The 25,785-nt window shown below is 67.6% G+C and carries 20 protein-coding genes; 1 reads left to right on the top strand and 19 read right to left on the bottom strand.

Annotation, left to right across the window (positions count from 1 at the left end; translation table 11 throughout):
- Positions 1-6 precede the first annotated feature (6 nt).
- The 3 genes from F6S87_RS04015 to ffh form a co-directional block, all read right to left on the bottom strand.
- Positions 7-777, bottom strand: coding sequence for an ArsR/SmtB family transcription factor (locus tag F6S87_RS04015; RefSeq protein WP_163227313.1), 771 nt, complete (start codon positions 775-777; stop codon positions 7-9).
- A 149-nt stretch (positions 778-926) separates the two neighbouring features.
- Entirely contained in the window at positions 927-2,423 is a 1,497-nt protein-coding gene (locus tag F6S87_RS04010) for an endonuclease/exonuclease/phosphatase family protein (RefSeq protein WP_163227312.1), read from the bottom strand.
- A 264-nt stretch (positions 2,424-2,687) separates the two neighbouring features.
- A complete protein-coding gene (gene ffh, locus F6S87_RS04005) occupies positions 2,688-4,322 on the bottom strand; it encodes a signal recognition particle protein (RefSeq protein WP_163227311.1) in 1,635 nt (544 codons plus the stop codon).
- A gap of 198 nt (positions 4,323-4,520) precedes the next feature.
- Between ffh and F6S87_RS04000 the strand changes: the two genes are divergently transcribed.
- Entirely contained in the window at positions 4,521-5,432 is a 912-nt protein-coding gene (locus F6S87_RS04000; RefSeq protein ID WP_163227310.1) for a cation transporter, read from the top strand.
- A 5-nt stretch (positions 5,433-5,437) separates the two neighbouring features.
- On the opposite strand, the gene F6S87_RS03995 is transcribed toward F6S87_RS04000, so the two are convergent.
- The 16 genes from F6S87_RS03995 to F6S87_RS03920 form a co-directional block, all read right to left on the bottom strand.
- The gene (locus F6S87_RS03995) at positions 5,438-7,858 is read right to left on the bottom strand and encodes a bifunctional lysylphosphatidylglycerol flippase/synthetase MprF (protein ID WP_163227309.1); all 2,421 of its coding nucleotides are present in this window, start codon (positions 7,856-7,858) and stop codon (positions 5,438-5,440) included.
- Positions 7,855-9,348 (bottom strand): alpha/beta hydrolase, encoded by a 1,494-nt coding sequence (locus F6S87_RS03990; RefSeq protein ID WP_163227308.1) that lies wholly within the window; start codon positions 9,346-9,348, stop codon positions 7,855-7,857. Before F6S87_RS03990 ends, F6S87_RS03995 begins: the two co-directional genes overlap by 4 nt.
- A 175-nt stretch (positions 9,349-9,523) precedes the next feature.
- Positions 9,524-10,084: a cysteine hydrolase family protein gene (locus tag F6S87_RS03985; RefSeq protein WP_163227307.1), complete on the bottom strand. Its 561-nt coding sequence runs from the start codon at positions 10,082-10,084 to the stop codon at positions 9,524-9,526.
- Positions 10,085-10,161: 77 nt separating this feature from the next.
- Positions 10,162-11,670: a purine-cytosine permease family protein gene (locus F6S87_RS03980; protein WP_163227306.1), complete on the bottom strand. Its 1,509-nt coding sequence runs from the start codon at positions 11,668-11,670 to the stop codon at positions 10,162-10,164.
- Between the two features lie 18 nt (positions 11,671-11,688).
- Complete coding sequence (locus F6S87_RS03975; protein ID WP_163227305.1) at positions 11,689-12,612, bottom strand: PfkB family carbohydrate kinase; 924 nt, start codon at positions 12,610-12,612, stop codon at positions 11,689-11,691.
- A gap of 121 nt (positions 12,613-12,733) precedes the next feature.
- The gene (locus F6S87_RS03970) at positions 12,734-13,804 is read right to left on the bottom strand and encodes an ADP-ribosylglycohydrolase family protein (RefSeq protein ID WP_163227304.1); all 1,071 of its coding nucleotides are present in this window, start codon (positions 13,802-13,804) and stop codon (positions 12,734-12,736) included.
- A complete protein-coding gene (locus F6S87_RS03965; protein ID WP_163227303.1) occupies positions 13,801-14,511 on the bottom strand; it encodes a GntR family transcriptional regulator in 711 nt (236 codons plus the stop codon). Before F6S87_RS03965 ends, F6S87_RS03970 begins: the two co-directional genes overlap by 4 nt.
- A 252-nt stretch (positions 14,512-14,763) precedes the next feature.
- Positions 14,764-17,037, bottom strand: coding sequence for an ABC-F family ATP-binding cassette domain-containing protein (locus F6S87_RS03960; RefSeq protein ID WP_163227302.1), 2,274 nt, complete (start codon positions 17,035-17,037; stop codon positions 14,764-14,766).
- A gap of 61 nt (positions 17,038-17,098) precedes the next feature.
- A complete protein-coding gene (locus F6S87_RS03955; RefSeq protein ID WP_163227301.1) occupies positions 17,099-17,827 on the bottom strand; it encodes a type 1 glutamine amidotransferase in 729 nt (242 codons plus the stop codon).
- Between the two features lie 236 nt (positions 17,828-18,063).
- A complete protein-coding gene (cysS, locus tag F6S87_RS03950) occupies positions 18,064-19,671 on the bottom strand; it encodes a cysteine--tRNA ligase (RefSeq protein ID WP_163227300.1) in 1,608 nt (535 codons plus the stop codon).
- A gap of 271 nt (positions 19,672-19,942) precedes the next feature.
- A complete protein-coding gene (gene ilvN / locus F6S87_RS03945) occupies positions 19,943-20,500 on the bottom strand; it encodes an acetolactate synthase small subunit (RefSeq protein WP_163227299.1) in 558 nt (185 codons plus the stop codon).
- A 33-nt stretch (positions 20,501-20,533) separates the two neighbouring features.
- Positions 20,534-22,489 (bottom strand): acetolactate synthase large subunit, encoded by a 1,956-nt coding sequence (locus F6S87_RS03940; RefSeq protein ID WP_163227298.1) that lies wholly within the window; start codon positions 22,487-22,489, stop codon positions 20,534-20,536.
- A 296-nt stretch (positions 22,490-22,785) separates the two neighbouring features.
- Entirely contained in the window at positions 22,786-23,595 is an 810-nt protein-coding gene (rnc, locus tag F6S87_RS03935) for a ribonuclease III (protein WP_163227297.1), read from the bottom strand.
- A gap of 271 nt (positions 23,596-23,866) precedes the next feature.
- Positions 23,867-24,061 carry a 50S ribosomal protein L32 gene (gene rpmF / locus F6S87_RS03930; protein WP_163227296.1) on the bottom strand — a complete coding sequence of 65 codons (195 nt, stop codon included), beginning with the start codon at positions 24,059-24,061 and terminating at the stop codon, positions 23,867-23,869.
- Positions 24,062-24,185: 124 nt separating this feature from the next.
- Positions 24,186-24,788 carry a YceD family protein gene (locus tag F6S87_RS03925; RefSeq protein WP_163227295.1) on the bottom strand — a complete coding sequence of 201 codons (603 nt, stop codon included), beginning with the start codon at positions 24,786-24,788 and terminating at the stop codon, positions 24,186-24,188.
- Between the two features lie 194 nt (positions 24,789-24,982).
- Positions 24,983-25,675 carry a cell division protein gene (locus tag F6S87_RS03920; protein WP_231129378.1) on the bottom strand — a complete coding sequence of 231 codons (693 nt, stop codon included), beginning with the start codon at positions 25,673-25,675 and terminating at the stop codon, positions 24,983-24,985.
- Between the last annotated feature and the right edge of the window lie 110 nt (positions 25,676-25,785).

The raw sequence follows: 25,785 nt of genomic DNA, 5'->3' as shown, positions 1-25,785 counted from the left end.
CGTCGGTCACGGAATCCAGCGGAACAGTTGCAGGATGACGGCGACCTTCTCGGTGTCGGCAGCAGAGTCGGCAGCGGTGTCGGCAGTGGCGTCGGTGCCGTCGCCGTCGGCGGTGTTGTCGGTGGCGGCGCCGTTGCCGGCGACAACACCGTCGGCCGTTCCGCCGCCCCCGGCGCGGCCGCTGGTCCTGCGTTGCCAGCGGTCGAGGACGCCGAGCAGCTCGGTGCCGAGCTCGGCCGCCTCGTCGACCGTCAGGTCGAGGACGAAGTCGCCGCTGAGGCCGGCGTCGCGCCACTCCTGTGGCAGGCCGCCTTCGTGGTCGAGATAACGCTCGTACGTCGTCTCGTACGTGAGCGCCGTCGACCGGCGATACTGGTTGAGCACGGTGTTGGCGACCGACGATTCGTCCGCCATCAGCACTGCCGAATCGTCGGCGTTGCGCTCGCGGTCCAGCTGCTCGGGGGAGCCGATGAGCATGCGCCGGTGCGTCGCCTTCCACCAGCTCTTGCGCTTGTCGCCGTCGCGAGGCGTCGTCTTCTCGACGAGTCCGGCGTCGGCGAGCTGGGCGAGGTGGTAGCTGACCGATCCGACCGCCTCGCCGAGCTTCGCGCTCAGCTCGCCGACCGTCTGCACGCCGTCGATGCGCAGCGCCCCGAGGATGCGCATGCGTACCGGATTGGCCATCGCCCGCAGCTGTTCCGCCACCGGCGTGACTCGCGCCTCGTCGATGGTGTTGGTGTCGATGTTGGTGTTGTCGTCATGGGTTGTCGTGTTCATGCCGTCAACTATACAAATAATTTGTACAAATTAATTGTGGAGTTTTCGAATAGTGAACGGGGCCGGGCGTGTGTGCTGGTGCTTTGATGTCGCAAACCCGAGCCGGCAGCTCGGGTTTGCGACATCAGCAAGAGAAGGGAGTGGAGAAATTACTTCCTCACGGTGCCGTTGCGGACGATCTCCGGAACGGTGGTGGTGGCGCTTCTCGGGCCGAGATGCAAGGTCGCGGCCAGGGCGAGATGGTCGCTGCCGTCGACGCGGAAGCTCTCGACGTCCTTCGGGGCGAGGCGGCCGGTGAAGAGGATATGGTCCAGCACGATGCGCGGCCACGGCAGCCAGGACGGGAACGTCGTCTGCGGGCCGGTCGCCTGGACGAGGACGGCGTCCTTGAAGCCGGACTGCAGGAGCTTGCGGAAGCTCGGGTGGACGATGCTCGAGTTGAGGTCGCCCATGACGACGGCGACGAGTTCGCGGGTCGGGCGATTGTCGGCCGTGCCGGCGGCGCGCCGGCGGTCCGCGTCGCGCTGCGCCAGCAGGTCGGAGAGCTTGACGTCGCTGGCCTTCGCGCCTTCGGCGACGTGGACGGCGTTTGCCTCGTCGAGCTCGACGGTGCTGCGCGAGCGGTCGCCGATTGCCGCCACGCGCACGTCGTCGGCGGCCGCGGGCTGCGTGCCGCCGGAAGAATCGTCCAGATCGCGAGAATCGTTCCCGGTCGCCTTGCCGGCTTCGCGGAACGACTGTCCGTCGACGCTGCCGGTCGCGAACGTCGGCTTGCCGGTGAACGTCGTCGCCGGCGTGACGTCGTCGATCCGCAGGTAGGCGCGGTTGTTCTTCTCCACCCTGTCGGCGAGCTCGCCGAGGCCGATGATGCCGGCCGACCAGTCGCGGCAGCCGCGCATTGGCGATTTCGGGTGCGCTGACGCGATGACGACGGCCTCGGTGTCGGTGACCGGCACGGTGACGGTCGGGACGTCGGCGGCCGGGATCGCGACGCCGGTCGGCGTCGAACTCTCCGGCTTCACGCGCAGGAACAGGCCGTTGAAGCCGCCGTTGTCCGACGGTGTCGCGTCGCCGAGCTGGCGGAACGGCAGCAGCTCGTCAATGCCGGCCGCGTCGAGCTCGTCGACGAGCTCCGGCGACATCTCCTGCAGCGCGAGCACGGCGACGTCGCGTTCGCGCACGGCGCGCACGATCTCGGTGGCGTTCGCGCGGCCGTAGCGGCAGTTCAGCGTCATGACGGCGAACTCGCCTTCCAGCCGGGTTGGCCGGGTGTCGCCGGCATGATTCGTCCCGCCGTTCGTGGCCTGTTCGGCACGCTGCGCCCGCTCGGCCTGTCGCCGCTCCCGTTCCTTCTTCGCCGCGATCCGGTTCGCGATCATCTGGGCCGTGTTCGGCGCCTGCATGTTGTTCATGAAGTAGAGCATGCCGCGCGCCAGCGTGGCCGCGAGCGCGAACGCGCTGACGAGCACGTACGTCCACTCGCCGAGGAAGACGCCGATGACGACGAGCACGAGCGCCGGAATCCACAGGAACGGCGTCAGCGCGAGCACGTACGGCAGCGGCGCGTGCCCGTCCCAGCCGGCCGGGATTTCGGTGAGGCAGACGAACAGGAACACGAGGAACACGAGAATCCAGAGAATGACCATGAGGCTCGATTCGGGAGAAAAAATGCGAAAAAGTAATCACTGGAGCTCCCTGGAAGGGAGCTGTCGAGCGGAGCGAGACTGAGGGTCGACCGCACGTCGTCGCGTCAGCGACGCGTGCGCGCCGGGACAGCCGGTTATGACGTGACTCAAGTTTCGTCAGCCACCTGCGTTCCAGCGCGCTCTCGCCGCCTTCGGCGGCATCGGCGGTCGACCCTCAGGCCGCTTCGCGGCCAGCTCCCTTCCAGGGCGCCTTGCAGTGCTGGCTCAGTGCAGCAGGCCGGAGAGGCCGCCGCCGAGGTTCGGCGGCACTTCGCCGCCGTTGGCGTCGAGCATGTCCTGCAGGCCGGCGGGCAGCGCCGGGTTCTGCTTCTTGAACGCCGAGCCGCCGTTGGAGCCCTTGTTGCCGCCGGCGAGCTTGGTGCGCAGCGCCTGCTCTTCCTGCGCGCGCTTCATCGGGTTGCCGGACTTCGAGGCGCCCTTGCGCTTCTTGCCCTTGCCCTTCTTGTTCTTCGACGAGCCGCCGCCCATGCCCGGGTAGCCGCCGATGCCGGCCTTGTTCGACATGCGCTTCATCATCTTGGCGGCCTGGTCGAACCGTTGCAGCAGCCCGTTGACGGCAGAGACGGTGACGCCGGAACCGTACGCGATGCGGGCGCGGCGGGAGCCGTCGATGATCTTCGGGTTGCGACGCTCCTCCGGCGTCATCGAGCGGATGATCGCCTCGGTGCGGTCGATCTCGCGCTCGTCGAACTGCTCGAGCTCCTTGCGGTGCTGCGCCATGCCCGGAATCATGCCGAGCAGCGACTTCATCGAGCCGAGCTTGCGCACCTGCTGCAGCTGGTCGAGGAAGTCGTCGAGGCCGAACGATCCTTCCGACAGCTTCTGTGCCGCCTTGAGGCTCTCTTCCTCGTCGAACTCGCGCTGCGCCTGCTCGATGAGGGTGAGGATGTCGCCCATGTCGAGGATGCGGGAGGCCATGCGGTCCGGGTGGAAGACCTCGAAGTCCTTGAGGCCCTCGCCGTTGGAGGCGAACAGGATCGGCTTGCCGGTGACGGACGCGACCGACAGCGCCGCGCCGCCGCGGGCGTCGCCGTCGAGCTTCGAGAGCACGACGCCGGTGAAGTCGACGCCCTCGTCGAACGCCTTGGCCGTGCGCACGGCGTCCTGGCCGATCATCGCGTCGATGACGAACAGGATCTCGTCGGGGTTGACGGCGTCGCGGATGTCGCGGGCCTGCTGCATCAGCTCCTCGTCGACGCCGAGACGGCCGGCCGTATCGATGATGACGGTGTCGTAGAGCTTCTGCCTGGCGAGCTCGACCGAGTCGCGGGCGACCTTGACGGGGTCGCCGGTCGTCTGGCCGGGGGAGACGACGGCGTCGCCGCCGTCGGACTGCACGCCCTTTTCCGGCGCGTAGACCGGCACGCCGGCGCGCTCGCCGACGACCTGGAGCTGCGTGACGGCGTTCGGACGCTGCAGGTCGGCCGCGACGAGCATCGGCGTGTGACCGGCGTCCTTGAGCCAGTAGCCGAGCTTGCCGGCGAGCGTCGTCTTGCCGGCGCCCTGCAGGCCGGCGAGCATGATGACGGTCGGCGGGTTCTTCGCGAAGTTGAGCGGCCGGTCCACGCCCTGGCCGAGGATGTCCGTCAGCTCGTCGTTGACGATCTTGACGACCTGCTGCGCGGGGTTGAGCGCCTCGGACACTTCGGCGCCGAGCGCGCGCTCGCGCACGCGCGCGGTGAACGAGCGCACGACCTCGAGCGAGACGTCGGCGTCCAGCAACGCACGCCGGATCTCGCGGATGGTGCCGTCGATGTCGGCTTCGGAAAGCTTGCCCTTGCTCTTCAGATGCTTGAACGCATTCGAGAGCCTGTCTGTCAAAGAACTAAATGCTGCCATAATGCCGCCATTCTACCGTTGCGTTTGGAATAAATGGAACTGGGCGAACGATTCTTCCGTTGCGGCTTTCCTTCCGGACAGCCGCAACCGGACGCGCGAATCGTTCACGACCAGCCAACCTTTTCCGGCAGTCCAAAGTTCGGTAAGCTGGAAATCGGCTGAATTTCGCAGACTTCGGGGAATAAAGGGGGCTGGTGGATGGACCAGAAGCACATCGAGAAGCAGGCGCTCGTCGTCGGCATCGTCGTCAACATCATCATGGTGATCGCCGGCTTCATCGTCTTCTTCATGACCGGCCTCAAGGCAATGTTCCTCGACGCGGCGTTCACGGTGATCTCCGTCGTCTCCGGCGGCGTCGCGGCGCTGCTGAGCGCGAAGACGGTGCGCACGACGAAGCGATTCCCGAACGGCATGTACGCCCTCGAGCCGATCTACGCGATCTGCAAGGCCATCTTCACGCTTGCGCTGCTGGCATTCTCGTTCCTCGACGTGCTGCAGGAAGCGATCGACTACTTCTTCTTCCACACCGGCGAGCCGAACGAGTTCGGCCCCGTCGTCTTCTACCAGATCGGCTCGGTGACGCTGTGCCTGCTGCTCGTCTGGTATTACCGCCGCCGCAACCGCTCGATCGGCAACGTCTCGACCATGCTCAAGGCCGAGGCGAACGGCACGTGGGTCGACGGCATGATCTCGCTCGGCATCGGCGTCATCGCCGTCATCGTCTGGATGCTGCCGGCGAACTCGCCGCTCGACTTCCTCCGGTACACCGGCGACTTCTTCATCACGACGATCATCGTCGCCGTCACGATCAAGGAACCCTGCGTCGTCCTGCGCGACGCGTTCGTTGAGCTGATCGGCGGCGTGCACGACGACGAGGAGACGGAAGCGTTCGTCGCCGCCACCGTCGAGCGGCACCTGCCCGCCAACACGACGTTCTACAAGGTGCACGTCTTCAAGACCGGCATGAATTTCGACGTCCAGGTCTTCCTGCACGGCAAGTCGGACGATTCCTCCGTCTCCGTCGCCGACCTCGTCGCCAGCCGCGAGGCGATGGAGAAGGCCCTCCACGAACGGCTCCACCTCGTCAACGTCGACTTCGTCTTCGAGTAGGACGGTCATGACAGCCGGTCTAGGCCCTTGCCGGACGTCTCGGCCTGCTCCGCCGTCGCGGTCTTCCCGGTTTTCTCGGTCTGCTCCGCCTTTTCCGTCTTCCCGGTCTTCTTCTCCGTCTTTTCGGCCTTTTCGGTCTTTTCCGTCTTCTCTTTCTTCGGCTTGAGGGTGGGGAGGAGGGCGAACAGCTGGGGGATGGTCAGCGTGGGCAGGTAGGAGCGCAGGACGGCGAGGCCGATGGCGGCGAGGGTGGCGGAGTCGGCGTAGCACAGGTAGACGGGCTCGGTGGACGGCTGGAACTTGCGCTTGAACCGGTACAGCGACTTGAAGCCGTACGCCGGCTCGAGCAGTTCGGCCATCGCCGCGAGCGCGTGCTGCAGCGCCCGGCCGTCCTCGTCGTCGGCGTCGTCGAGTCCCGACAGCGGGGCCGCCGACAGGCTGACGAACTCGACGGCGTGCTCCGGATCGCGCTCGCCGTCGTCGTGCATGCGCTGGGCCATGCGGGCGATGAGCAGCTCCATGATGCCGTTCGGCGCGTCGTCGCGGTGGCGCATGACGTCGAGCGTCCAGCCGACCACGCGGCCGTCGCGCCACGTCGGCAGCCAGCTCGTCACGCCGAGCACGGTGCCGTCGGCGTCGATCGCGTACAGGATCAGCACGCGCGAATCGTGCAGCTCGTCGAAGCCGCCGAGCGTGAACTTCATCTCCGGCAGCGGCTTGTCGCCCGACCACTGCTCGCAGATGTCGTGGATCTGCCGGCGCACGTCGTCGGACAGCTCGTCGAACCGGCACAGCACGTCGTCGATGCCGGTTTTCCTCGCCTTGTTGATGGCGGTGCGGATGTCCTGCCACTTCTTGCCGGTCGTCTTCCACGTGCGCGGATCGACGATCATCTCCTGGCCGACGAGCAGCGAATGCCAGCCGGCGGCGGCAAGCCGGTCGTGCGCCTGCCGGCCGACGGCGTAGAACGCCGGCGTCCAGCCGTTCGCGCTGCAGTACGCCGGGAACGCCGCGAGGTCGTCGGCCCACTCGTCCGGGTCGCCGAACGGTCCCGTCGTCGTCAGCGCCACGCCGTTGCGCACGCGGAACGCGACGGCCGACCGTCCCGTCGGCGACGTCCAGTAGCGGTTGCCGCTCCACGTCGTCATGAAGCTCATCGACGATCCGCCCGTCTCGACGAGATCGTCGACGGGAACGATTCCCGCCATCCTGCCGACCGCGAAACTGCGCCAGTTGACGACGATCGCGAGCATGAACGCGAGCGGCACGGCAACGCCGACGGCCGCGGCGAAGGGGCCGGGCGCCGGCAGCGCGACGGCGGAGCCGGGCGCCGGCGACTGTGCGAACGCGCGGACAAGCTCGATGCCGGCCATCAGGCCGTAGCAGGCGATGCCGGCGACGGCGGCGACGCGCCGGCCGAGAAACAGGCCGACCGCGATGACGGCCATGACCGCCGTCAGCGCCATCATGACGGCGAGCGCGCGGAGGGCGTTGCCAGCATTGGCGCCGGAGAAGCCGGCGACGCCGTGACCGGCGGCACCCAGGCTGGCTGCCTCGAGTCCGGCGCGGCAGGCGTCGGCGCGCAGCCCGACGCCCGTGCACAGCGCGAGACGCTCGCGCGTGCCGGTGCCCGGCGCCATCGTGATCGCCATCGCCATCAGCGGGCCGACGCGGCCGCGCGACGTCGCGGCCATGAACGGCGCGGCGGCGAGCACGAGGCCGACGGCGCCGACGAGCTTGCGGCGCTCGCAGTATGGCGGACGCTGCCGGCGCCAGACGGCGTTGACGCCGGGCCGGCCGGCGAGCAGGCGGCCGATCAACTGGCCGGCGACGGCGGCCATCAGCGTGCAGTAGTCGCCGGGATTGCCGCCGTAGAGCAGCACGACGAGGATGACCGAATAGCCGACGATGCGCACGCGCCGGCGCCACAGTTCGCCGTCGAACGCCGTCGCCGCCATCAGCGCGCCCACGACGAGCGTCACCGGCGTCAGCGTGAACGGCATGTCGACGGCGCCGGTCGCGCCGTCGAACAGCCGGGCGACGAGCATGCAGCTCGCCAGGCCCACGGCGGTGCCGACGACCGCGCTGGCGACGCCGACGAGCAGCGTGCGCAGGTTGCCGAGCTTCGGCGTGGCCATGCACAGCACGGCCGCGACGACCGGCAGGCCGACGACCAGCTGTGCCGGACCGTGCACGAGGACGAGCGACAGTGCCAGCCGGCCGGTGTCGAGGTGTGCGAGGTCGGTGGCCAGCAGCCCGAGCGGGCGGCCATGATGGCCGAGACCGCACCACAGGAACCAGCCGGTGTTGACGGCGAGCAGCAGCGCGACGACGACGAGCGGCACGGCGCGCCCGCGAGTCCAGTCGCGCAGGTCGTGCAGCAGCGGGGCGCCGCCGGCGACGGGGTTGGACGTATGCATGGTCATGGCCTGATCACCTCGATGCCGGTATTGTCGGCGAACCAGTGGTTCGTGGCGGCGCTCGCGGTGGAGGAGGCGGCCTGCCGGGCCGCGTCGCCGCCGAGGCCGAGCCGGTCGCACAGCCATGGGACCGCCGACGTGAACACGGCGTTCGCGGCCTTCCACGTGTGGGCGGTGCCGTAGGCCTTGAGCGCGACGACCTGCCAGCCGTGCGCCGCGGCCGCGTCGCCGATCGTGCCGATGTTGGCGAGCGAGTAGCGGTCCTCGGCGCCCGAGCCCATGACGAGCGTCTGCGTCGATGGCGCGTGCGCGGCGATCGCGTTGACCGGCACGAGTCGGTCGTAGGCGGACCGGTCGCCGTTGAATTCACGTGAAACCATCTCGTCGACGTTGCCGTCGGTCGGCTGCAGTTCGGCGCCGATCGACAGCACGGTGCCGAACAGGTCGGGATGGTTCGGGCCGAGCTCGACGGCGCACGTGCCGCCCTGCGAATAGCCGCCGATGACCCAGCTGTCCGGACTCGCCGCGACCGGCAGGTGGCGGCGGATCCAGTTCGGCACGTCGACGGTCAGGTAGGTCTCGGCGGCGCCGTGCGTCGTCGTGTTCGCGCACAGGCTGTTGACGGTGTTGTCGCCGTTCTGGTCCGGCGAGACGATGATCGGCGCCACGCCGCCGTGAGTCGCGGCGTATTTGGTCACGAGCTGCCGCACGTCGCTCGCGTCGAAGAACCGGCCGGGGGAGCCGGGCTGGCCGGCGAGCATGATGAAGACGGGCAGCTGCGCGGCCGGCTCGGCGAGCGCCGCCGGCGGCAGCCAGACGAGGGCCGGCCGCGCCTTGAAGCCGGAGACGGTCGCCGGGATCGTCGCCTCGACGAGCTTCGGCTCGGCCGGCACGCTCACGCGGCCGTCGGCGACCTGCTTCAGCCAGTCGTCCAGCGGGACGGCGCGGGACGTCGCGGCCGTGCCCTTGACGGAGGAATCGTGCAACGATTCGAACGATTCGTAGCTGCCATAGTCGAACAGCGAGCCGACGGTGCGGTACTGGCCGGTGACGGCGACGATGCGCAGCGCGAGCGACAGCAGCGCGAGCGGCACGAGCACGATCGCGACGACGCGACGCCAGCCGCGGTTGAGGACGGCGGTCGCGATCGCCCAGCCGACGACGGCAACGGTCACCGTGATCATCCAGATCATCGTCCAGCCCATGTAGATGCCGAAGACCATGTACTTGTTGCCGATGAGCCATGCGGCGACGGCGCCGACGCCGCCCGCGAGCGCCGCGACGAGCAGCTCGGCCAGCAGGCGCCCGACCTGGAGCCGCAGCAGCTGCGCGGCGACGAGCAGTCCGGCCGCCACCGCCGTCGCGACATATACGGTGGTCGGCAGCCAGCCGTCCATCAGGCCGACGCCCATGACGGCGTCGAGCGTCGACTTCCATGCCGCGCCGACGTCGACCGACGGCATGGCCGCGACGACTCCCCAGTGTTCCCCAATCATGCTTCCGAAGCTACCGGCTTCGGGGGCATGTCAGCATCGGTCTCGAGGATGAACGCGGCCCCGGCCTCATCCTTGCGGATGTCCGGGCATGTAAAAGGCATATGAAAAATGTCGCGAACCCGAGCCGTGAGCTCGGGTCCGCGACATCAGGGGGAAAGTTCCCTCCGGGATCAGGTTACTTGAGGATGCTGTCGGTGTCGGTGACGGTGATCAGCGGGGCGTAGAGGCTCATCAGGTCGCAGGCGAGCTTGGCGTTCTCCGGCGACGTGCCGGCGCTGGCGTCGGCGGCGACGCGCACCGAGATGCCGGCGTCGCAGGCGGCGAGCGCCGTCTGCAGCACGCAGAAGTCGGTGGCCACGCCGCACACGGTGATCTTCTTCGCGCCCCGGATCACGTCGGCGAGCTCCGGACCCCACTTGCTGAAGACCGTCTTCGTGACGACCGGGTGACCTTCCACGAGCGGCGCCGTGTCGTCGGTCCAGTCGAACATCGGATGGTCCTTCGGCACGATGAAGTCGGGCCAGTCGGCGAAGTAGTCGGCCCAGGCGTCCTCGGGCGGCTCGGGCGAGACGTACCTCGTGTACGCCACGCGGTCGCCGAACGCCTCGGCCAGCCGCCTGTAGTTTTCGGTCGTCGTGTCGTAGCTGTGGTCGGGCACCGCCCACGTCGACCAGTCGCTCTCGGCGAACACCTTCTGCCGGTCGATGACGACCAGCCATTCGTTGTCACGGATCATGCTGTCTCCTTTGATTCAGCCTGGCAATGGGCACGACTCCCGCGTGTCATTCGCGCGCGGGAATCGTGCAAAATTCCTCAGCGGACGTCGACGAGCGGCTCCGCGTCGGCGAGCGGTTCCGGGTCGATTTCCTCGGCGACCGGCTCCTCGTGGTTCGGGATCGCTTCCTGCTCGCGGATGTCCTTCGCCTGGAAGATCAGCGAGCCGAGCAGGCCGATGGCCAGCGCGACGATGACGCCGAGGTTGGCCGACGCCCACGTGCCGTCCTTGCCGCCGAACAGGCCGAGGAAGTAGCCCTGCCAGTTCAGCCAGCCGGCGGCCGTGTTGACGACGAGACCCCAGCCGACGATCGTGCCGATGCCCAGGATGACGAACGACTTGACGTTCCATGCGCCGTAGCGGCCCTTCGGGTTGTACAGGTCGACGGTGTCGTAGTCCTTCTTGCGCAGGATGACGTCGGCGACGAACATGCCGGCCCAGACGGCCATCGGCACGCCCAGCGTGATCAGGAAGCCCTGGAAGACGCCGATGAACGACTCCGAGAAGAAGCCCATGTAGACGACGCCGAGCACGGTCAGCACGGCGGTGATGGCGACGGCGACGGTGCGCGGCAGCTTGATGCCGAAGCTCAGCAGCGCCAGGCCGTTCGAGTAGTTGTCCATGATGGCGCCGGACATCAGGCCCAGCAGCGCGACGATGGTGAACGGGATGAGGTACCAGGCCGGCAGGATCGACGAGATGGCGCCGATCGGGTTGTCGCCGACGGCTTCCATGAGATCGGCGTTCGAGCCGGCGAGCAGCAGGCCGTAGCCGACGAGGAAGATGTTGGCGATCGACGCGCCGAACGTCGTCCAGAAGACGATGCCGGCGTTCGACGACTTGCGCGGCAGGTAGCGCGAGTAGTCGGCGGCGATATTCACCCAGCCGAGGCCGAAGCCCGTCATGATGAAGAAGCAGCAGCCGAGCATCGCCGGCAGCGAGCCGGACGGGATGTCGGCGATGGCCTGGAAGTCGATGTGGCTCCAGCCGAGCACGAAGAAACCGAGCGTGACGATGCCGGTCACGATCGTGATGACCTGCTGGCACTTCATGATCAGGTCGTAGCCGAACAGGCTCGCGAGGACCACGAGGCCGACGATGACGATGGTGGACAGGATGCTCGCCGGCACGGCGCTCATCCAGTTGAGCTCGACGAGCGCGCTCGAGAACGCGAGCACGGCCGTCGTCGTCAGCGAGATGCCCCAGCCCAGCGTCGCGATCCAGCTGAGCACGGCCGGGACCTTCGCGCCCTCGACGCCGTACGTGGCGCGCGTGATGACCATCGTCGGCGCGTTGCCGCGCTTGCCGGCGATCGAGATGATGCCGACGAGCAGGAACGAGACGACAAGGCCGATGACGCTGACGATGAACGCCTGCACCAGCGAAATGCCGAAGCCGAGCGCCCACGCGCCGTATGACATGCCGAAGACCGAGATGTTGGCGGCGAACCACGGCCAGAACAGGCTGCTCGGCTTGCCCTTGCGGTCCTTCTCGGCGATCGTGTCGATGCCGGTGTCCTCGATGAGGGAATCTTTTTCATCACTCATGGTGTTCTTCTCCTTCGCTCAGGCGGTTGCCTGGGTGATTTTCTCTTCCGCTTCCTGGCGGGTAGGGCATGCTGCGGGACCGTGCCGGGTGACGGCAATCGACGCGGCGGCGTTGGCCAGCCTTGTCGCGTCGACGAGCGACCGTCCCCGGACCAGTTCGGCGCAGCATACGCCGGTGTGACAGTCCCCGGCGCCGTTGGTGTCGACGGCGCGGGTTGGGAAGCCCTCCACGGCGACGGTCGTGCCGTCGGGTTGGGCCACGATGGCTCCGCCCTTGCCGATGCGGGCAATGACGGGAGCAAGCAGTCGTTGCGACAGCGCGGCGACGTCCGGCACGTCGAGCCGGTCGGCGAGCAGCCGCACTTCGCGTTCATTGAGCGACCAGATCGGCCGGTAGACGATCATCGTCGCGAGCGTCGCGTCGTCGAGGTCGGCGACGATGGGACCCGGATCGAAGACGGCGAGGAAGTCGCGCTGCATCGTCCGTTCGAGGAACGCCTTCAGTCCCGCGGCGACCGGATGCGTCAGCGTGTAGCCGCTGATGTGCACGACGTCGCCGGCCTGCGGCTCGATGCCGGCGAACGCCGTCGCGTCGCCGTGTGCCTCCGCGCCGCGGGTGGACACGAACGTGCGTTCGGCGCTCGCGTCGATCATCGCCACGCAGAAGCCGGTGTCTTCGTCGGGAACGATTCGCCCGACATGGTCGATGCCCGACCGCGCGATCTGCTCGCGCACCATCGTCGCCATCGGCCCGGTGCCGAGCTGGCCGCCCCACGCGGCGTCGACATCCATCTGCCGCACGGCCTGGAGCGTGTTGTAGCTGCCGCCCACGTAGAAATGGTGGTCCGTGGCGAACTCGTCCTGGCCGGGCGCCGGCACGTGGTCGACGTCCATCGCGATGTCGACGATGATCTGTCCCAGTGAAATGACGCGATTGCCCATGTTCGATGCAACTTCCTTGTTGGTGTCCCGTGGTGATTCGTGATGGCCGGCGATTCCGGACCGCCCTTCGCGGACCGGAATCGTGGCGTTTTCGTTGTCGGCGAAATTGATTGTACGTGTATCAGCACAGCGTGGCGAGCCGTATCTCGCCGAGCGCCTGCGCCGTGGCATCGAGGTCGAGGCCATTGTCGGCGAGCAGCTGGCCGGTGACCTGCGTGCGCATCGCCTCGTCGAAGGCTTCGGGGCCGTGCTGGGCGCCGAGCATCGCGCCGGCCATCGCGGCCATCGTGTCCGTGTCGCCGCCCAGCGACGCCGCGAAACACAATGCCTCGGTCGGATCGTTCCCGAACCTCGCGACGATCGCGAACGCCGCGGCGACCGACTCGCTCGACTCGACGCTCGTGCCGCAGTCGTACTGCAGCGCGTCGGCGAACCGTGCCGTCGTCACGCTCGCGCCGTCGCCCGCCGTCGCCCAGCGCAGCCACGTCCTCACGCGCCGCAGCACCGACGCCTTCGCCGACCAGTGCGCGCGGACATGCGACTGCTCGACGTACTCGACGGCATGCCGCAGCGGATCGTCGACGCCCTCGATGCCGAAGCTGACGGCGGCGGCGACGAGCATCGTCGCCTGGATGCCCTGCACGGTGTTGTGGGTGACGAGGCACGATTCGCGCGCCATCCGCGCCAGCAGCCGGTCGGGAGCCGATGGCGCGAACGCGATGCCGATCGGCGCGGCGCGCATCGCGCCGCCGTTCGTCGTGCCGAGCTTGCCGGTGTCCTCGATGGAGACACCCTCCTCGAGCGCATGCAGCGCCGCCATCGTCGACGGGCCGAGCAGGTCGAGCGAGCCCTTCGCCTTCATCTTCGCTTCCCAGTCCAGCAGGTCGCGGGCGTACTGCGCGTTGTCGAGGTCGCCATCGCCCTCGATGAGCCGGCGGGCCAGCACGAACGCCTGCTCGGTGTCGTCGGTCACGGCGCCGGCCTTCATCCCCGGCGCGATCGGCTGCTCCGGCACGGCGTCGAGCAGGCCGTGAATGGGACCGCCGTAATATTCGTCGATCTGCTCCGCCGACATGCTCTGCGTCGGCATGCCGAGCGCGTCGCCGAGCGCCAGGCCCGTCAGCGCGCCGCGGGCACCGCGCAGCACGCGCTCGCGGTACCCGGGATCGGCGGAAGGAAGATGGGTCGTCATGATTGGCCTCCATTGATCGTCACGTGGATGGAAAAGTGCCGCGGGTCCAGGAACGACTCGACGTACTCGACGAGGACGCCGTGCAGCCGGTAGTTGAACCGCCGGGAGAAGAGAAAGACGTCGGCGGGGGAGGCGTCCAGCTTGGCGGCGTCGTCGCCGATCGCCTTCGCGGAGACGTCGAGGTGGCCGGAGAGCGGCGCCATGCCGGCGGCGCTGACCGTGTGGTAGATCGAGCCGTCGATGAGGCCGCCGTGCGCCGAGATGATCTCGCGCAGCGCCGTCGTCGCCGGCAGGAACGACGTTTCGAGGGAGACGGGATGGTCCTGCAGCTTGCGGCGACGGCAGATGCGATAGAACTCGGCCTCGTCGCTCTTGCCGTCCAGCATGGCCGGACGGTTCACGAGTTCGAGGCTGATGAGTTCGGTCGTCGTCGGCGTGCCCGAGCGCACCGTCGCGTCGGTCCAGCTCGCCGCGTCGCCCATCGCGGCGCCTTCGAACGTCACGTAGCTGCCCGACCCGTTGCGCTTGTCGATGAGGTTGGCCTGGCGCAGCTGGTCGAGCGCGCGACGCACCGTGTTGCGCGAGACGTGATAGGCCTCGGCCAGACGCGATTCCGACTGCATCTTCTGTCCCGGCCGCAGCTCGCCGTTCGTTATTTGCCGCTTCAAGTCCTCGGCGACTTGTTCGGTATAGGTATAGGCTCCCATGCCAATCGTTTTCCCGTGTGCAAAAAGGTGGATACAGTTCCGGGACGAACAATCTCCACGCGGCCTCGCTGTCGTGGGAGTGAACAATCCCGATACAGGAAAGAATAGCTTGGTACAGGTTTTCCGTCAATCCGACTCGCCGTGCCTGTTTGCTCCCCGGGTGTCACGAACCCGGGCCGGCGACCCGGGTTCGTGACACCAAAAAGAGCTCCCGTCTAGGGACTTCTCCGGGAGAGGCTACTCCGGAAGGGGCTACTCCAGTTCCTCGCTCAGCGTCAGCCACTCTTCCTCGAGGGCGTTCGATTCGTTGTTCAGGGCCTGCAGTTCGCCGTTGAGGGCGTTGAGGTTTTCGTAGTCGCTCGGGTTCGCGGCGGCCATGCGCTCCTCGAGGGATTCGCGCTGTTCGCGCAGCTTGCCGAGCTTGCGCTCGATCGCCGAGATGCGCTTGCTGACCTTCGTGAACTCCTTGCCGCTGAGCTTCGGCTTTGCCGATTCGCCCGCCGAACCGCTGCTGGACGCCGCCGCGCCATTGGCTGCGGACGAGGACGAATCGTGCGAATCGTTCGAATTCGAATGATTCGTCGACGAAGCCGAACCGCCGGCCGAACCGAGCCCGAGCGGGTCGCCGCCGCGGGCGAGCTCGTCGACGATCTCGAGATACTCGTCGACGCCGCCGGGCAGGTGGCGGATCTGGCCGCCGATCAGCGCGAACTGCTGGTCGGTGACGCGCTCGAGCAGGTAGCGGTCGTGCGAGACGACGATCAGCGTGCCCGGCCACGTGTCCAGCAGGTCCTCCATGACGGCGAGCATGTCGGTGTCGAGATCGTTGCCCGGCTCGTCCATGATCAGGACGTTCGGCTCGTCGAGCAGGATGAGCAGCAGCTGCATGCGGCGCTTCTGGCCGCCGGAAAGGTCCCTGATCGGCGTCATCAGCTGCGCCGACTCGAAGCCGAGCCGCTCCATCAGCTGTCCCGGCGTCACTTCCTTGCCGTCGACGATGTAGCTCGGCTTGTAGCGGCTCAGCACTTCCTTGATCTTGTACTTGCCGAGCTTCTCGAGCTCGTCGAGCCGCTGCGACAGCACGGCGAACTTGACCGTCTTGCCGATCGTGACGTGGCCGGCCGTCGGCGTCAGCGTGCCGTCGAGGATCTTGAGCAGCGTCGACTTGCCGGCGCCGTTCGCCCCGACGATGCCGAACCGGTCGCCCGGTCCGATCAGCCATGTCTGGTTGTCGAGAATCTTGCGGCCGGTGACGGTGACGTCCTGCGCCGCCGTGACGTTCTGAAGATTGAACGATTCGTCCGCCTCGTCGCTGTCCGCGCCCTTCGCACTGGTCGCGGTGCCGGCCGTGGCGTTGGCGACCGAGCCGGGCGCCGAATTCATCCGGCCGGTGTGGTTCTCCTCGTTGCGCGGGTTCTCAATGCCGTGCGCGGAGAGCAGGCGCGGATCGTCCGGCGAGTCGACCGAGATCGTCACCGAGCCGTAGACGTGCGGCTCGGGGATGAGCGACGGGACGATGTCGACCGGCTGCGAGTTCTCGAGCGACGACTCGGCTTCCATCGCGGCCATGTCGGCGGCGACGTCGGGGTCGATGGCGGAGAGGCTGGCGCCGGCGTCGACGCCCTGTTCCTTCGCGAAGACCTGCGTGACGTCGACGAGGTCGATGACGGTCTTGCCGAGGCGCGACGTGGCCATCTGCTTGAGCACGAGCTCGTTGCGCATCGGCGGCACGTCGGCGATGAGCTCGCGGGCAGCTTTCACGTGGAACTTCTGCTTCGTCGAGCGGGCGCGGGCGCCGCGGGACAGCCACGCGAGTTCCTTGCGGGCGAGGTTGCGGCGCTTCGTCTCGCGCACGTCGGCCTGGCGGTCGCGCTCGACGCGCTGCAGCATGTACGCCGAATAGCCGCCCTCGAACGGCTCGATCTCGCCATCGTGCACTTCCCACATCGACTCGCAGACCTCGTCGAGGAACCAGCGGTCGTGCGTGACGAGCAGCAGCGCGCCGGTGCCCTTCGGCCAGCGGTTCTTCAGGTGCTCGGCGAGCCAGTGGATCGTGACGACGTCGAGGTGGTTGGTCGGCTCGTCGAGCGCGAGGATGTCCCAGTCGCGCAGCAGCAGGCGGGCGAGGTCGGCGCGGCGACGCTGGCCGCCGGAGAGCGAGCCGACCGTCGCGTCGAGGTTGATGCCGCCGAGCAGCGCCTCGACGATCTCGCGCGAGCGCGTCTCGGCCGCCCATTCGTAGTCGGCGCGGTTCTCGAGCGCGGCCTGCCGTACCGTCATCGCGTCGTCGAGTTCGTCGCGCTGGTCGAGCATGCCGAACGTCAGGCCGTTGCGCTTTGTCACGCGGCCGGAATCGGGGTCCTGCGTGCCGCGGAACAGGTGAAGCAGCGTCGACTTGCCGTCGCCGTTCTTGCCGACGATCCCGATCCGGTCGCCTTCGAAGACGCCTTGCGTCACGTCGGTGAAAATCGTCTTCGTCGCGAACTGAAGCGACACGTGTTCCAGACCAAGATCATAAGTAGGCATGGTCTTCACTGTAGTTGGAGCGCGGGAAAGGCGAGTCCGCCCGATGTCACGAACCCGGAGATCAGCCCTGCAGCGCCTTGGCGTACGTGTTGCAGCGGGCGGCAAAGCCGGAGAACGTCGATTCGGCGAGCGCCGAGATGTCGGCGTAGGAAGCGGCGAAGGCGTCGCGCAGGCCGCTCTTCGTGCCGCCGGCGGCCTTGAGCTGCTTGACCATCGACGGTTCGTCGAGCCACTCCTCGAGCAGCTGCGGCGTGACCTCGAGATGGAATTGCAGGCCGAGCGCGGAGCCGAAGCGGAACGCCTGCACCTTCGTGTCGGCGGATCGGGCGAGCAGCTCGGCGTGCTCGGGCAGCGTCACGCAGTCGGAGTGCCAGTTGAGCACCGGCGCCTGCTTGCCCCAGATGTCGAGGAAATCGTGCTTGCCGACGCGCTTGACGGGCCCGACGCCGATTTCGGTCACGGCGTTCTTCTTGAGCTTGGCGCCAAGCGCCGTGGCGACGAGCTGGTGGCCGAGGCAGACGCCGAGCACCGGCTTGCCGACGGCGACGGCCGCGCGGATCAGCTTGGATTCGGCCTTGAGACCGGGGTAGTGGTCGACATCGTCGGCCGACATCGGACCGCCCATGACGACGAGGCCGGCGACCTCGTCGAAGTCGGGCAGGTCGGGCTTCTTGCTGCCGGCAATGTCCAGGATCTGCGTCGGCATCTCGCATTCCTCGAGACAGTCGAGAATGCGGCCGGGGCGTTCCCACGGTACGTGCTGAAGGACAAGCACTTCCGGTTTCGTCATAATCCCCCGATGGTAGGTGGACAGGTTCCATTTGGAGCCTAGGCCAATCAATCGACCGGCGAAAGGGCACGGTGGGTAGAGTTGGTAAATCTCCGCGTCAACTCCCTCTTGAGAGGGAGTCGCTGAGCGGCAACGCCGCGAAGCGGTGGGAGTCCCGGACGCGGGCGTGCCGCCCGCGGACTCCCACCGAAACTCCTGCGGAGTTTCGACCCCCTCTGAAGAGGGGGTCTGCACCGTCAGGACAGCGACCAGGTGGGGCCCTGGGGAGTGTCCTCGATCACGATGCCGGCGGCGGTCAGTTCGTCGCGGATGGCGTCGGCCTTCGCGAAGTCCTTCGCCTTGCGCGCCTGCTGGCGGGCCTCGAGCTGCGCGGCAATCAGCCTGTCGAGCACGTCGTTGGCTTCGGACGATTCGTCCGCCGCCCACGGCTCCGCGAGCGGGTCGAGTCCGAGCGTGTCCAGCATCGCGCGCACCGCGAGCAGCGTCGAACGCACGTCGTCGGCCGGCTCGGCCGCGTCCAGCGCGGTGTTGCCGCGGCGGATGGCGGAGAAGATCGCGGCGAGGGCGCCGGAGACGTTGAAGTCGTCGTTCATCGCGTCGACGAAGTCGGCCGGCAGGTCGTCGGCGGCGACGGCCGCGACTTCCTCGCGCGCCGGCTGGCCGACGAGGTCGCCGGCGCGGTTGATGAAGTTCGTCACGCGCTCGTAGGCGGCGTTCGCCTCGGCGAGCGTCTGGTCGGACCATTCGAGCATCGAGCGGTACTGCACGCCGCCGAGCGCGTAGCGCACCACCCATGCCGGATGCTCGGCGAGGACGGCCGGCACGGACAGGCCGTTGCCGAGCGACTTGCTCATCTTCTCGCCCTTGGCCGTCACCCACGCCGAATGCATCCAGCGGGCGGCCGATTCGTAGCCGGCGGCCTTCGTCTGCGCCATTTCGTTCTCGTGGTGCGGGAATCGCAGGTCGAGTCCGCCGCCGTGGATGTCGAACTTGCCCTCGAGATAGCGGTGCGACATCGCCGAGCATTCGATGTGCCAGCCCGGGCGGCCGACGCCGAACGGCGACGGCCAGCGGGCCGACTGCGGATCGGTGTCCTTCGGCGCCTTCCACAGCGCGAAGTCGCGCACGTCGCGCTTGTCGTCGGACAGGTCGGCCGGATCGACCGGATTGTACTTGTCGCTGCCGGTCGCGTCGACCGACGGGCCCATCAGGTCGGCGATCTTCGCGGCCTCGTCCGGCTCGCCGGCGCCGACAGGGACGGAAGAATCGTTCGAATTTTCCTTCTGGTGAGTCAGCTCGCCGTAGTCCTGCCAGCTGGCGACGTCGAAGTAGACGTTGCCGGTCGGCTCGCCGTGCTCGTCGCGCACGACGTACGCGTGGCCGTTGTCGATGATCCGCTGGATCAGGGCGATCATGTCCATCATGTGCCCGGTCGCGCGCGGCTCGTAGGTCGGCGGCAGCACGCCGAGCTCGTTGTAGGCCTCGGTGAACTCGCGTTCGTACACATAGGCACGATTCCACCACTGCTGGCCGTTCGCGGCGGCCTTGTCGAGAATCTTGTCGTCGATGTCGGTGACGTTGCGGATGAACGTGACCCGGTAGCCGAGCTTCATGAACCAGCGACGGATGATGTCGAAGGCGACGGCCGCGCGGATGTGGCCGATGTGCGGCGAGCTCTGGACCGTCGCGCCACAGACATAGATGCCCACTTCGCCCGGATTGATCGGCGTGAACGCCGAGATGTCATGGGAAGCGGTGTCATAGACCCTCAGGCCGGCGGCGGCGTTGGCCAGCCCCGGCTCGACGGCGGCCTCGATGAGGTCTTGCTGCGGTGCGTTGTTCATACCCGTCAGCGTATTCAATATTTTCGACAAGCGGCAACGACTCTCCGGACAAGAGGAGCTCCCTGGAAGGGAGCTGTCGAGCGAAGCGAGACTGAGGGTCGACCGGCCGTCGCGCCGAAGGCGCGCGGACGCGCTGGAACGCAAGGGAGCCTCGTAGAACCGGTGTCCTACGAGGCTCCCTTGCGTTCCAGCGCGCGCTCGTCGCTTCGCGACGTCGCACGGTCGATCCTCAGGCCGCTTCGCGGCCAGCTCCCTTCCAGGGAGCTCCTCGCTACCGACCCTTGATCTCGCTGCCGATGACCTTTTCGCTCAGGGCCTTCGGGCCGCGGGTCATCGCGACGGTGCCGGAGCGGACGAGCTCGATGATGCCGTAGTGCCCCAGCAGGCCGAGCAGCGCGTCGAGCTTGCCGTTGGCGCCGGTGGCCTCGATCGTCAGCGACTCGGGATGGACGTCGACGACGTTGACGCGGAAGAGCCGCACGATTTCCAGCACGTCGGAGCGGTTCGACTCGTCGGCGGCGACCTTGATCAGCACGAGCTCGCGCTCGACGGTCGTCTCGGAGTCGAGGTCGACGATCTTCAGGACATGCAGCAGCTTGTTGAGCTGCTTGATGATCTGCTCGAGCGGGACTTCCTCGACGTCGGCCGTCACCGTGAGGCGGGAGATGTCGGGCCGTTCGGTCGGGGAGACCGACAGCGAGTTGATGTTGAACGCGCGGCGCGCGAACAGGCCGGCGATGCGGGCGAGGACGCCCGGCCGGTTCTCGACGAGCACCGACAGCGTGTGCCGGCGCGAACCCGGCTGCGAGGCGGGATAGTGCTGTGCCATGATCCTGCGGTCCTTTCCTGAATCGTCCATTCGTCAGCGCCGTTCGTCGGCGGTCGTGTCGCCGGCGGTGTCGGCCGCGTTGCCGGTGTCGGCCGCGCCGTCGGTGCCGGCTGCGCCGGCCGCCCGGTGCAGCGGATGCACGCCCGGCATGTAGGAGACGTCGTCGTTCGAGGCGCCGGCGGCGACCATTGGCATGACGAGCGCGTCCTTCCAGACACGGAACTCGACGAGCACTGGCCGGTCGTTGATCTCGTTCGCCCTGTTGATCGCCTCGATCGCCTCTTCCTGCGTGAACGCCCGCAGTCCCACGCATCCGTAGGCCTCGGCGAGCTTGACGAAATCGGGCACGCCGGCCATCGGCACGCCTTGCGGCTCGCCGTCGTCGAGGTTCGTCGCCGAGTAGTGCTGGCCGTAGAACAGCGTCTGCCACTGGCGGACCATGCCGTAGACGGAGTTGTTGAGCAGCGCGATCTTGATCGGCGTGCCTTCCTGGAACGCCGTGGCCAGTTCTTCCGAGGTCATCTGGAACGATCCGTCCCCGTCAACGAGCCACACGGGCTTCTCGCTGTGGAAGAATCGTTCCGACGCGATGCTGGCGCCGATCGCGGCCGGCAGGCCGAAGCCCATCGTGCCCAGGCCGCCGCTGGAAATCCAGTCGTGCGGCTGCTCGAAGTCGATGAGCTGGCTCGCCCACATCTGGTGCTGTCCGACGCCGGAGACCCAGATCGTGTCCGCCGGGTTGAGCTTGCTCAGCTGCTCGACGACCCACTGCGGCGCCAGCGACCCGTCGGTCGGTTCGGCGTAGGCGACCGGATAGTCGTCGCGCAGCTCGCCGACGATCTTCCACCACGTCTCGAGGTTCGGCTTGCCGAACTCGGCATGCTGCCGCTCGATCTTCGGCATCAGGTCATCGAGCACGGTCTTGGCGTCGCCGACGATCGGGATGTCGGGAACGCGATTCTTGCCGATCTCGGCCGGGTCGATGTCGATGTGGATGACGCGCGCGTTCGGCGCGAACGTTTCCAGGTTGCCGGTGACGCGGTCGTCGAAGCGGGCGCCGATCGCGACGAGCAGGTCCGACTTCTGCACGGCGCCGGTCGCGGCGATCGTGCCGTGCATGCCGAGCATGCCGAGGTTCTTCGGGTCGCTGTCCGGGATGATGCCGCGGGCCGGCAGCGTCGTGACGACCGGCGCGCCGGTGAGGTCGGCGAGCGCCTTGACCTCGGCGCCGGCGTCCGAGCGCACGGCGCCGCCGCCGACGTACAGCACCGGCCGGAAGCTGCGCTGGAACAGCCGGGCGGCCTCGTCGAGGACGCGACCGTGCGCCTTCGTCGTCGGATGGTAGCCGGGCAGGATCATCTCCTGCGGCCACGTGAACGTCGTCGTGCCGGTCTGCGCCGTCTTCGTCAGGTCGACGACGACGGGACCGGGGCGACCGGTGTTGGCGATGTGATACGCCTCGGTGAGCACGCGCGGGATGTCGTCGGCGTTCGTCACGAGGTAGGAATGCTTGGAGACCGGGTAGGTCGCGCCGACGATGTCGGCTTCCTGGAACGCGTCGGTGCCGATCGAGTTGACGCCGACCTGGCCGGTGATGACGACCATCGGGATGGAATCCATGTTGGCGTCGGCGATGGCGGTGATGATGTTCGTCGCGCCGGGGCCGGAGGTGACGATGCACACGCCGACCTCGCCGGTCGCGACGGCGTAGCCTTCCGCCGCGTGACCGGCCGCCTGCTCGTGGCGGCACAGGATGAAGCGGAACTTCGTCTCGTCGTCGATGGCGTCGTAGACGGGCAGGATGGCGCCTCCGGGAATGCCGAAGACGTCCTTGACGCCGAGGCACTCCAGCGAGCGGATCAGCGCCTTGGCTCCGGTCATCGTCTCGCCGGCCGCGTTGCCGTTGGCGGCGTCGGCAGTGCCGTTCGCGCCGGTCTTCGGGCCGACTTTCGCGACCCCGCTGAATGCCTGCAAAGGTGTGGGTGCCACTGTGCTCTCCTCCCCGAGTAGTCCCGTCGATTGCTTCCGATGAACGGGGCGCCGCGGCGCCCCAAGTGAAGCCCCATCCTAACGGAAGAGCGACGGGGAGAAAACGCCCATGACCACATGCTGGCGCCGTTTCTGAAACGATGCCGCCGGAGCCTGAGGGCAGAGGAGAAGACCGAAAATGGAAAAAAGCCCCCTGGAAGGGGGCTGGCCGCGAAGCGGCCTGAGGGTCGACGCGATCGCGTGGCGATCGCCGGCTGGCGAGTGGAGGCCGGAGGCCTCCGCGAGACAGCCGACAGTCAGTGCCTCCGCTCGGCCTCGCGTTCGTCGAGGACCTTCCACGCCTGCTCGGCGGCGGCCAGCTGGGCCTTGCGCTTCGACGATCCGGTGCCGATGCCGAAGATTTCGGACGAATCGCCCAGCAGCGCCTGCGCCATGAACTCCTGCGCATATTCGGGGCCGGACACCGACATGCGGTAGTGCGGCTCGCCGAGGCCCATGTCGTGCGCCTTGACGGTCAGCGACGTCTTCCAGTCGAGCGCCGGACCCTCGGTCGCGACTTCGACGAGCGTGTCGTCGACGAGCCGGTGGACGACCGCGCGGGCGCCGTCGATGCCGTACTCGACGAACGTCGCGCCGATCAGCGCCTCGACGATGTCGCACAGGATCGAGCTCTTGTCGGCGCCGCCCTGGTCGGACTCGCCGTGGCCGAGCAGGATGTACGGGCCGACATGCAGCTTCTCGCGGGCGATTTTCGACAGCGATTCTTCCGAGACGGCCTTCGCGCGCATCTTCGCGAGCTGGCCTTCCGTCATGTCGGGATGCGTCTTGAACAGCGTCTCGGTCGAGACGAGCTCGAGCACGGCGTCGCCGAGGAACTCGAGCCGTTCATAGTTCTTGACGCCGGGATGTTCGTGGGAGAAGGAACGGTGTGTCAGCGCCTCGACGAGCAGGTCGGGCTCGATCGTCGTGCCGAGGGCCTCGAACAGCTCGGTCGCCGCCGCGACGTCGTGCCCCGCGCTGTCGAGATGGTCGGCCTCGCCGCCGGTGAGTTCGGTGGCGGCCGCCTTGATCCGGTCGTCTTTGCCGGTGTGATTGTGCTTTGTCATCGGTTCTTCTTCGTCTAGATTGGCACGATCGGCCGGCCTGTCGCCTGCCGTCCGTCGTCCCGCGGTCGTGGACATCCCCTTCTAATTTGTACCAATCGTCCATTCTAGTACGATTCATGCCAATCACTCCGGCCCGTGATTTCGCGCCGCATTGGATGACATCCGGGAAGGAAGTCCGGGGAACGGAGAATGGCGGGAGAATCGTTCGAAAAAATGCGAAACCCCACCGCCCGTCGACGGTGGGGTTTCTCAAGCTACGCTAGCGGTCCGCTCACTTGGAGTAGGACGCGCGGACGGCCTCGCTGTAGGTGCGGCCGCGGTAGGCGCCGCAGGACGGGCAGGCGACGTGCGCCATCGTCGGGGCGCCGCAGTTCTTGCACTCGATGGTCGGGACGGCCTGGGCCTTCCAGTTGGAGCGGCGAGAATGCGTATTCGCGCGCGAGGTCTTGTACTTAGGCAGTGCCATTTTCGTTTCCTCTGTTTCGTTCGAACAAATATGAGCTTAAGCAATCGGCAAGTCTAACGCACCCCTTGTACAAACCGGCGCGGCCTGACTTTCCTTCTGTTTCAGCCGCAAGTCGGAAGAAAGATCACTTCTCCTGCTGCTCCAGCTGGGCCTTCAGCGCAGCGAGGGCGTCGAAGCGCGGGTCGACGACGTCGTGGACGTGGGCGGGTTCCTCGTTGAGATCGGCGCCGCACTGCGGGCACAGGCCCTTGCAGTCGGGGCGGCACAGCATCTGCAGCGGCAGCGCCGTGACGAACGTGTCGCGGATCAGCGGCTCGATGTCGGCGAACGATCCGTTGTCGAGCAGCGGATACAGGTCGCCGCTCTCCTCCTCGCCGGCGATGATCTCGGTCTCCTCGTCGTCCTTGCCGGCGGCGAGGTCCTCGCCCTTGTTCTCGTAGGGGAAGAACGCCGTGACCTGCTCGGCGAAGTCGCGCGACAGGTCGACGTCGCAGCGGGCGCAGACGGCGTCGACCGGCGCCGTCAGCGTGCCGGTGAAGATGAGGCCGTCGACGATCGAGTCGAACTGTCCGGCGACGTGCACCGGCGCGCCCGGCTTGACGCCGACGATCGTGTCGCCGATGCCTTCCGGCGCCGGAAACTCCTGGTCGATCTCCTTCGTCTGCCCGGGCCGGCTGCCGACCTGCGCAACCGGAATCGTCCAGTCGGTGAATTGGATACGTGCCATCGTGTTCTTCCTTTTGTGTCTGTCCTGGCTCCCGCTGGCGGGAGCCGTCGCCGAAGGCGACCGAAAGTGGGCTGAAAAGCGGGTGAAAAGTGGTCTGAAAGTGAGCCGGGGCGGGTTGGGCCGCGAGTCCGGAGAGCCCGCGTCGCATGGAACGATTCTGGGACGATTCGTCCGCGCCACCAGATCCCGGGGCCTCACCCCTGCGGGTAGTCGCCGGGCTGCAGGTGCGGCAGGTCCTCGGACGCTTCCTGCTGGCGGTCCTTGAGGACGGTGAGTCCCGACTGCACGTCGTGGCTGTACTTGCCGAGCTGGCCCTGCAGTTCCTCCATCATCGTGATGCAGTAGCGGTCGGCGCCGTGCGTCAGCTTGTCGGCCTTGGCCTGCGCCTCGTCGAGGATCTGCCGCGCCTTCTGCCGCGCGATCTCGGTGACGTGCTCGTGCCCGGCGAGGATCTGCGCCTGCTGCTGGGCCTCCTTGACCATGTCGGCCGAGCGGCTCTGCGCCGTCGTGATGATGACGTTGGCCTGCGACTGCGCCGTCTCGAGCCGGTGCTCGGCCTCGCGCATCAGCGCCGACGCGCGCTCGAGCTGCACCGGCAGCTTCGACTTGAGCGATTCGAGCTGCTCGGTGAACTCGTCGCGGTCGATCTTGACGACGCCGGGGGAGAAGACGGTGCCCTTGGCCTCCTCGAGCTTCTCCTCGAGCGCGTCGATGATGTCGTAGACGGTCGTGAATTCGGCGCGGTTGCGCGCGATCTCGTCGTCGCCGGCCTCGGCGAGGTCGTCGTCGGCGCGCCTGTTCTCGCGCAGGTCCGGCAGCTGCTGCATGCTGAACCGCTGGCCGGCGACATTGCCGGACGCGCCATAGTCGGCCGGATCGCCGGACATGCCCGCGGCGGACGAATCGTTCATTGCCGCCGTCTGGCCGCCCGGTCGCCTCGTCTCGTTCGTCACGTCGTCGGCGGAAGGATCGTCCCGCCAGTGCTTGCGTGGATTGA

This window comes from Bifidobacterium choloepi (genome assembly GCF_010667615.1).
Taxonomy (GTDB): Bacteria; Actinomycetota; Actinomycetes; order Actinomycetales; family Bifidobacteriaceae; genus Bifidobacterium; species Bifidobacterium choloepi.
This window is presented reverse-complemented; position numbering and strand designations above follow the sequence as displayed.